The organism is Rhizobium mesosinicum (genome assembly GCF_019511345.1).
Lineage (GTDB): Bacteria > Pseudomonadota > Alphaproteobacteria > Rhizobiales > Rhizobiaceae > Rhizobium > Rhizobium mesosinicum.
The window spans coordinates 43,789-50,765 of the sequence record NZ_JAEUAK010000018.1; the positions used below are offsets into that span (position 1 = coordinate 43,789).

9 protein-coding genes are annotated in these 6,977 nt (G+C 60.5%); 7 read left to right on the plus strand and 2 right to left on the minus strand.

The window, feature by feature from the left end:
- Nucleotides 1-80: 80 nt before the first annotated feature.
- Nucleotides 81-980, plus strand: a complete 900-nt coding sequence (locus JNB85_RS29555) for a LysR family transcriptional regulator (RefSeq protein WP_220337959.1) — start codon at nucleotides 81-83, stop codon at nucleotides 978-980.
- A 22-nt stretch (nucleotides 981-1,002) separates the two neighbouring features.
- On the opposite strand, the gene JNB85_RS29560 is transcribed toward JNB85_RS29555, so the two are convergent.
- Nucleotides 1,003-1,653: a TetR family transcriptional regulator C-terminal domain-containing protein gene (locus tag JNB85_RS29560; protein ID WP_220337960.1), complete on the minus strand. Its 651-nt coding sequence runs from the start codon at nucleotides 1,651-1,653 to the stop codon at nucleotides 1,003-1,005.
- Here JNB85_RS29560 and JNB85_RS29565 point away from each other — a divergent pair.
- From JNB85_RS29565 to JNB85_RS29585, 5 genes are all read left to right on the plus strand, one after another.
- Complete coding sequence (locus JNB85_RS29565; RefSeq protein WP_220337961.1) at nucleotides 1,646-1,873, plus strand: hypothetical protein; 228 nt, start codon at nucleotides 1,646-1,648, stop codon at nucleotides 1,871-1,873. The genes JNB85_RS29560 and JNB85_RS29565 overlap by 8 nt on opposite strands.
- A 91-nt stretch (nucleotides 1,874-1,964) precedes the next feature.
- Nucleotides 1,965-3,218: a Zn-dependent hydrolase gene (locus JNB85_RS29570; protein ID WP_220337962.1), complete on the plus strand. Its 1,254-nt coding sequence runs from the start codon at nucleotides 1,965-1,967 to the stop codon at nucleotides 3,216-3,218.
- Nucleotides 3,218-3,787, plus strand: coding sequence for an endonuclease domain-containing protein (locus tag JNB85_RS29575; RefSeq protein WP_220337963.1), 570 nt, complete (start codon nucleotides 3,218-3,220; stop codon nucleotides 3,785-3,787). The genes JNB85_RS29570 and JNB85_RS29575 overlap by 1 nt, the downstream gene beginning before the upstream one ends.
- Nucleotides 3,788-3,803: 16 nt before the next feature.
- Nucleotides 3,804-5,258: a dihydropyrimidinase gene (gene hydA / locus JNB85_RS29580; protein ID WP_220337964.1), complete on the plus strand. Its 1,455-nt coding sequence runs from the start codon at nucleotides 3,804-3,806 to the stop codon at nucleotides 5,256-5,258.
- A gap of 5 nt (nucleotides 5,259-5,263) precedes the next feature.
- Entirely contained in the window at nucleotides 5,264-5,641 is a 378-nt protein-coding gene (locus JNB85_RS29585; RefSeq protein ID WP_220337965.1) for a hypothetical protein, read from the plus strand.
- Nucleotides 5,642-5,643: 2 nt separating this feature from the next.
- On the opposite strand, the gene JNB85_RS29590 is transcribed toward JNB85_RS29585, so the two are convergent.
- A complete protein-coding gene (locus tag JNB85_RS29590) occupies nucleotides 5,644-6,057 on the minus strand; it encodes a cupin domain-containing protein (protein WP_220337966.1) in 414 nt (137 codons plus the stop codon).
- Between the two features lie 94 nt (nucleotides 6,058-6,151).
- Between JNB85_RS29590 and JNB85_RS29595 the strand changes: the two genes are divergently transcribed.
- On the plus strand, nucleotides 6,152-6,934 hold the full coding sequence (locus JNB85_RS29595; RefSeq protein ID WP_220337967.1) for an ABC transporter ATP-binding protein: 783 nt from the start codon (nucleotides 6,152-6,154) through the stop codon (nucleotides 6,932-6,934).
- The last annotated feature ends 43 nt before the right edge of the window (nucleotides 6,935-6,977 follow it).

Sequence of the window (6,977 nt, forward strand, 5' to 3'; positions counted from 1 at the left end):
CGGGGAGTGAAACATATCGTTGAAATCTTCTCTCCAGTTGCGATATTAGTTCACCAGACTGGTTCCGCCAGGGAAACAATATGGAACACCTGAAAGGCATCTCGATCTTCGTCGAAGCCGTCGAGGCCGGCGGCTTTTCCGCTGCCGCCGAGCGTCTGCATCTCACGCGCTCCGCCGTCGGCAAGACCATCGCACGCCTGGAGCAGCGGCTCGGCGTGCGGCTCTTCAACCGCACGACACGCATGCAGAGCCTGACGGAGGAAGGCCGCTTCTTCTACGAGCGCTGCCTGCGCGCGGTTGAGGAAATCCGCCTTGGCGAGGCGATGCTGGAATCGGGCCGCCGCACCGTGCGCGGCCGGCTCCGTGTTTCGATGCCCGTGCTCTTCGGCCGTCTTTGCATCGCGCCTGTTCTAGAGGAGCTGCTCGATGAACATCCCGACCTGGAACTCGACCTCTCGTTTAACGACCGCATCGTCGATCTCCTTGAGGACGGCTTCGATCTTGCCATCCGCAACGGACCGCTGAAGGATAATCCGGACCTGATGGCCCGCGCCGTCGCCCGCCAGCGAATGACCGTCTGCGCATCACCCGCCTATCTGGAACGACATGGCATACCGCAATCGATTGCAGATATTCCTCAGCACAAGGGCATCGTCTACCGCCGAGGTGATTATGAAAGAAGCTGGATATTCCCGACGCCCGAGGATCGCTGGCGGGAGGTCCAGCCGAAGACGCGGCTGCGGCTCGACGACCTCGGGGCGATCTCGGACGCGGTGGTTGCCGGACGCGGCCTTGCCTGGCTGCCCTGCTGGCTGGTGCGCGGCGACGTGGCCGCAGGCCGTCTCGTCCAGGTGCTGAAACACGAGACGGCGAACGTCTTCGATGCCCATGCGCTCTGGCTGCGCTCGCCGGTCATGCTGCCGAAGGTAAGGCTGGCGATCGACACCCTCGCCGCCCGGCTCCCGGCGATGATGGGCTAAGCAGCAAGTGCCCGGCGATGAATTAGGAACCTGACCGATCCGGCCGCAACCCGCCGATGAAAAGCTGTTCAAGGAACCGCGCCGCATCCTCGAAGCGCCCGTCGCCTGAATGCTCTTCACCGAGCACGGCACGAACCTGCACGTCGAAATCCGCATAGTGCTGCGTTGTCGACCAGATCGAGAAGATAAGATGATAGGGATCGCAGTGGACGATCTTGCCGCTCTTGATCCAGGTGCGGATGACGGCCGCCTTTTCATCAACCAGCTCTTTCAGCGGCCCCTTCAGCATATCGAGAACATGCGGCGCGCCCTGCAGCATCTCGTTGGCGAAGAGCCGGCTCTCGCGCGGGAAATCGCGCGCCATTTCGAGCTTGCGGCGGATATAGCTGCGGATTTCCGATTCCGGATTGCCTTCCGCATCGAAGGCCCTCAATGGTTCCAGCCAGTTATAGAGCACCCGGTCGATCAGCGCGCGGTGCATGGCTTCCTTGGTGCGGAAATAATAGAGCAGGTTCGGCTTCGACATGCCGGCCACCTCGGCGATCTGGTCGATGGTCGAGCCGCGGAAGCCGCTGACCGAAAACACGTCGAGCGCTGCTTCCAGGATCTGCTCTTCCTTCTCTTCCTGGATTCGTGTCCGCCGAAGTGTCTTCGCCGCTCTCGGTATGGCCATCCGCTCTTTTCCCCTTGAAATTCAACTCCTCGCTCAAGATTGGAAGAGCAGCCTCTCCTGCCGCTTCAACAGGCAACTGCCCGTATTTTTATCGGTATTTTTGTATGTATTTTTCGTGATTTTCGTCTTGAGCGCAGCGATGGAAGTTGTAATGTTTACCAATCGGTCAAATTATCTGCCAGATAAAAAACAAAGGCAACTGGCGATTTTCCGGCGCTGAAAGAACAACAAAGCGGCGACGGACTTGACCACGGGAACATGGCGGGCATGCACCTTGCATGACTGCCGCAAAACAGGTGAGGACTTTCAATATGGTGGCAGCGCCAGGGGAAAATATGCGCGTCAACGGGGACCGTCTCTGGGACAGTCTCATGGATATGGCGAAGATCGGCCCCGGAATCGCCGGCGGCAACAACCGCCAGACTCTGACGGATTCGGATGCCGAGGGCCGCAGCCTTTTCAAAAAATGGTGCGAAGAGGCCGGGCTGACGCTTGGCGTCGACAAGATGGGCACGATGTTTGCGACCCGCGCAGGCACCGATCCGAATGCTCTCCCTGTTTATGTCGGCTCGCATCTCGATACGCAGCCGACCGGCGGCAAATATGATGGTGTGTTGGGCGTGCTCGGTGCGCTTGAAGTCGTCAGAACCATGAACGACCTCGGCATCAAGACCAAGCATCCTGTTGTCGTCACCAACTGGACCAATGAGGAAGGCGCTCGTTTCGCGCCGGCCATGCTGGCATCAGGGGTCTTTGCCGGCGTGCACAGCCTGGACTTTGCCTATAATCGCAAAGATCCCGAAGGTAATCTCTTCGGTGATGAACTGAAGCGCATCGGCTGGGTCGGCGACGAAGAGGTCGGCGCCCGCAAGATGCACGCCTATTTCGAATATCACATCGAGCAGGGCCCGATCCTCGAAGCGGAAAACAAGCAGATCGGTGTCGTCACCCACTGTCAGGGCCTGTGGTGGCTGGAATTCACGTTGACCGGCAAGGAAGCCCATACGGGCTCGACGCCGATGAACATGCGCGTCAATGCCGGCCTTGCCATGTCGCGCATCCTCGAAATGGTCCAGAGCGTGGCAATGGGCGAACAGCCGGGCGCCGTCGGCGGCGTCGGCCAGGTTATCTTCTCGCCGAACTCCCGCAACGTACTGCCGGGCAAGGTGGTCTTCACCGTCGATATCCGCTCGCCCGACAAGAGCAAGCTCGACCGCATGCGGGCAAAGATCGAGGCCGAAGCGCCAAAGATCTGCGATGCATTGGGTGTCGGCTGTTCCATCGAGGCGATCGGCCATTTCGAGCCGGTCACCTTCGACGAAAAGCTCGTCACCTCGGTCCGCTCCGCCGCCGAACGCCTCGGCTATTCCCACATGAACATCATCTCCGGCGCCGGCCACGACGCCTGCTGGGCCGCCAAGGTTGCACCTGCGACGATGGTGATGTGCCCGTGTGTGGGTGGTCTCTCGCATAACGAGGCGGAAGAGATCTCGAAGGAATGGGCAACCGCCGGTGCGGACGTGCTGTTCCATGCGGTGGTCGAGACGGCGGAGATTGTCATCTGATGTCTCACGTTGCGTTCGGAGCCCCCTCATCCGACCCTTCGGGCCACCTTCTCCCCGCTGGGGAGAAGGGGACGGTGAACGTCGCCGCTCCCCCCTTCTCCCCTCGGGGAGAAGGTGCCCGAAGGGCGGATGAGGGTGCTTCGGGCGCAACGAAAACCATTAAACAAGATATCCGCAAACACCGCGCCGATAAGACCCGACAGGCCCGTCAACTCCGCCGCGACGAGACTGAGGAAGAATATTACCTCTGGAGCGACCTGCGTGCCCGCCGCCTGAACGGCCACAAATTCACGCGACAAGTTCCGCTCGGTCCATTCATCGTCGATTTCCTTTGTCGCGACGCACGCTTGGTTGTTGAAATCGACGGCTTCCAGCATGCCGAAAGCACCACCGATAGACGCCGAACCGAATGGCTCAACGCAAACGGCTATTCGGTCCTGCGCTTCTGGAACCAGGAAATCTCGCGCGAACGCCGCTCGGTCCTAGAAACGATTCTGGTTGCCATCGAGGGCCGTCTCGAATTCAGCACCCAATTGCGAAGCTTTTATTCGCCTGCCGAACAACGATAAAGAATAGGGAACGATCATGACCACAGTCATCAAGAACGGCACCATCGTCACGGCCGACCTCACCTATAAGGCGGATGTGAAGATCGACGGCGGCAAGATCGTCGAGATCGGCCCGAACCTCTCCGGCGACGAAGTGCTTGATGCCACAGGCTGTTTCATCATGCCCGGCGGCATCGATCCGCATACCCATCTCGAAATGCCTTTCATGGGCACCTATTCCTCCGACGATTTCGAAAGCGGCACGCGCGCGGCGCTCGCCGGCGGAACGACCATGGTCGTCGATTTCGCTCTTCCCTCGCCCGGCCAGTCGCTGCTTGAGGCGCTGACCATGTGGGACAACAAGTCGACCCGCGCCAACTGCGATTATTCCTTCCACATGGCGATCACCTGGTGGGGCGAGCAGGTCTTCAACGAGATGAAGACGATCGTTCAGGACAAGGGCATCAACACCTTCAAGCACTTCATGGCCTATAAGGGCGCGCTGATGGTGAACGACGACGAAATGTTCGCCTCCTTCCAGCGCTGCGCCGAGCTTGGTGCTTTGCCGCTGGTGCACGCCGAAAACGGTGATGTCGTCGCCTCACTGTCGGCCAAGCTGCTGTCGGAAGGCAATAACGGTCCCGAGGCGCATGCCTATTCGCGCCCGGCCGAAGTCGAGGGCGAGGCGACCAACCGCGCCATCATGATTGCCGATATGGCCGGCTGCCCTGTCTATATCGTCCACACCTCCTGCGAACAGGCACATGAAGCGATCCGCCGCGCCCGCCAGAAGGGAATCCGCGCTTATGGCGAGCCGCTGATCCAGCACCTGACGCTCGATGAGACCGAATATTTCAACAAGGACTGGGACCATGCCGCCCGCCGCGTCATGTCGCCGCCCTTCCGCAACAAGCAGCATCAGGACAGCCTCTGGGCCGGCCTCGCCTCCGGTTCGCTGCAGGTGGTGGCGACCGATCACTGCGCCTTCACCACGGCGCAAAAGCGCTTCGGCGTCGGCGATTTCACCAAGATCCCCAACGGCACCGGCGGCCTCGAAGACCGCATGCCGATGCTCTGGACGTATGGCGTCAATACCGGGCGCCTCACGATGAACGAATTCGTCGCCGTCACCTCGACCAACATCGCCAAGATCCTCAACATCTATCCGAAGAAGGGCGCCATCCTCGTCGGCGCCGATGCCGATCTCGTCGTCTGGGATCCGAAACGCTCCAAGACCATTTCATCGAAGACCCAGCAATCGGCAATCGATTACAACGTCTTCGAAGGCAAGGAAGTGACCGGCCTGCCGCGCTACACGCTGACGCGCGGCGTCGTGGCAGTCGAGGAAGACACGATCAAGACCCGGTCGGGCCACGGCGAATTCGTCAGGCGCGAGCCGGTCACCGCGGTCAGCAAGGCGCTCTCGACCTGGAAGGAGATCACCGCTCCACGCAAGGTCGAACGCACGGGCATCCCGGCAAGCGGGGTGTGATATAAATGCGCGGCCATCTGCTTCTGCCGATTGTCTTCCTGGCCGCGCTTTCCACCGCGGCGAATGCTGACACGCTGCCCATCAAGGGCAGCTACGGCAACAAGGATGGCTGCGCCTACGCCAAGAGCGGCGAAAGCACAGGTTCGGACAACTTCTTCCTGCTGACTTCCGAGGGCATCACCACGGCTGCCTCTTACTGCGAAATCAAGAAAGTCCTGAAAACCGAAGGCAAGGATTTCACCGCCACGGTCGCTTGCCAGGCCGAGGGCGAAGAGAGCAGTAACGACGACACCGTGAAGATCACATCAGGGCCTAAAGGCTATACGATCGGATTCGTGGCCGATGCCGCAATCAAGTGGGGGCCGCTGCCGCTATGCAAATAGCCTCACGCCGGCACCAAGGCATCCAGCTCCGGCAGCAGGACGACGCTCTCCTGCTCGTTCGGGTCGGTGCGGGCAATGATCGCCGTGCAGGGTGTGCTGCTGAGGTTCGCCGGAAGATGCGGCACCCCGGCCGGAATGTAGAAGAGCTCGCCGGCACGCAGGACCACATGGTTCTCCAGCTTGTCGCCGTACCAGGTATGCGCCTCGCCGGAGAGCATGTAGATTGCCGTTTCATGCGCCTCGTGCAGATGCGCCTTGGCGCGCACGCCGGGCGGGATCGTCAAAAGATGCATGCAGATGCCCGTCGCGCCGACCGTCTCGGCCGCGATGCCCTGGAAATAGCTGAGCCCCTGCTTGCCGTCATAGGTGTGGTTGGGGCGAACAATGTGGCAGGTGGGCTTTGATTTTGCGTCCATCCTTTTCCTCCAAGGACTGTGCTGCCGGAAAGGCCGGCGGTAATGATATCATGGAAAACCGCGACGGCGCGGCGAAAACAAGACTGGTTTATTGATGCAAGCACCCTCCGTCGTATCCGCCAAGGATCTCTGTCTCAGCTACCAGACGAATGACGGCGCGGTGCATGCGCTTGCTGATGTCAATCTCGATATCCGCAGGGGCGAATTCGTCTCCTTCATCGGCCCTTCCGGCTGCGGCAAGACGACGTTCCTGCGCGTCATCGCCGATCTCGAGCGCAAGACCTCCGGCGACATTGCCGTCAACGGCATGACGCCGGATGAAGCCCGCAAGGCCCGTGCCTACGGCTACGTCTTCCAGGCACCCGCCCTTTATCCCTGGCGCACGATTGAAAAGAATATCGCCCTGCCGCTGGAGATCATGGGTTATCCGAAGCACGAGCAGAAGAAACGCATCGCTGGAGCACTCGACCTCGTCGAACTCACAGGCTTCGACAAGAAATTCCCCTGGCAACTGTCAGGCGGCATGCAACAGCGCGCCTCGATCGCCCGCGCCCTTGCCTTCGACGCCGACCTGCTTTTGATGGACGAACCCTTCGGCGCGCTCGACGAAATCGTCCGCGATCACCTCAACGCCGCCCTTCTGAAACTCTGGGCGCGAACCAATAAGACGATCTGCTTCGTCACCCATTCCATCCCGGAAGCCGTCTACCTCTCCACCAAGATCGTCGTCATGTCGCCGCGGCCCGGCCGCGTGACCGATGTGATCGACTCGACATTGCCGAACGAGCGCCCGCTCGATATCCGCGAAACTCCGGAATTCCTGGAAATCGCCCATCGCGTCCGCGAAGGGCTGAGGGCGGGGCATAGTTATGAATAGTAGTTTGAGTGTTCTCAGCTTGGCAAAGGCCCCTCCCCAACCC

What these genes read in the sequence shown, in the direction of transcription:
- JNB85_RS29555 (WP_220337959.1), top strand. Translation starts at nt 81, where the DNA reads ATGGAACACCTGAAAGGCATCTCGATCTTCGTCGAAGCCGTCGAGGCC.
- JNB85_RS29570 (WP_220337962.1), top strand. Translation starts at nt 1,965, where the DNA reads ATGGTGGCAGCGCCAGGGGAAAATATGCGCGTCAACGGGGACCGTCTC.
- JNB85_RS29560 (WP_220337960.1), bottom strand. Translation starts at nt 1,653, where the DNA reads ATGGCCATACCGAGAGCGGCGAAGACACTTCGGCGGACACGAATCCAG.
- JNB85_RS29590 (WP_220337966.1), bottom strand. Translation starts at nt 6,057, where the DNA reads ATGGACGCAAAATCAAAGCCCACCTGCCACATTGTTCGCCCCAACCAC.
- JNB85_RS29565 (WP_220337961.1), top strand. Translation starts at nt 1,646, where the DNA reads ATGGCCATCCGCTCTTTTCCCCTTGAAATTCAACTCCTCGCTCAAGAT.
- JNB85_RS29575 (WP_220337963.1), top strand. Translation starts at nt 3,218, where the DNA reads ATGTCTCACGTTGCGTTCGGAGCCCCCTCATCCGACCCTTCGGGCCAC.
- JNB85_RS29585 (WP_220337965.1), top strand. Translation starts at nt 5,264, where the DNA reads ATGCGCGGCCATCTGCTTCTGCCGATTGTCTTCCTGGCCGCGCTTTCC.
- JNB85_RS29595 (WP_220337967.1), top strand. Translation starts at nt 6,152, where the DNA reads ATGCAAGCACCCTCCGTCGTATCCGCCAAGGATCTCTGTCTCAGCTAC.
- hydA (WP_220337964.1), top strand. Translation starts at nt 3,804, where the DNA reads ATGACCACAGTCATCAAGAACGGCACCATCGTCACGGCCGACCTCACC.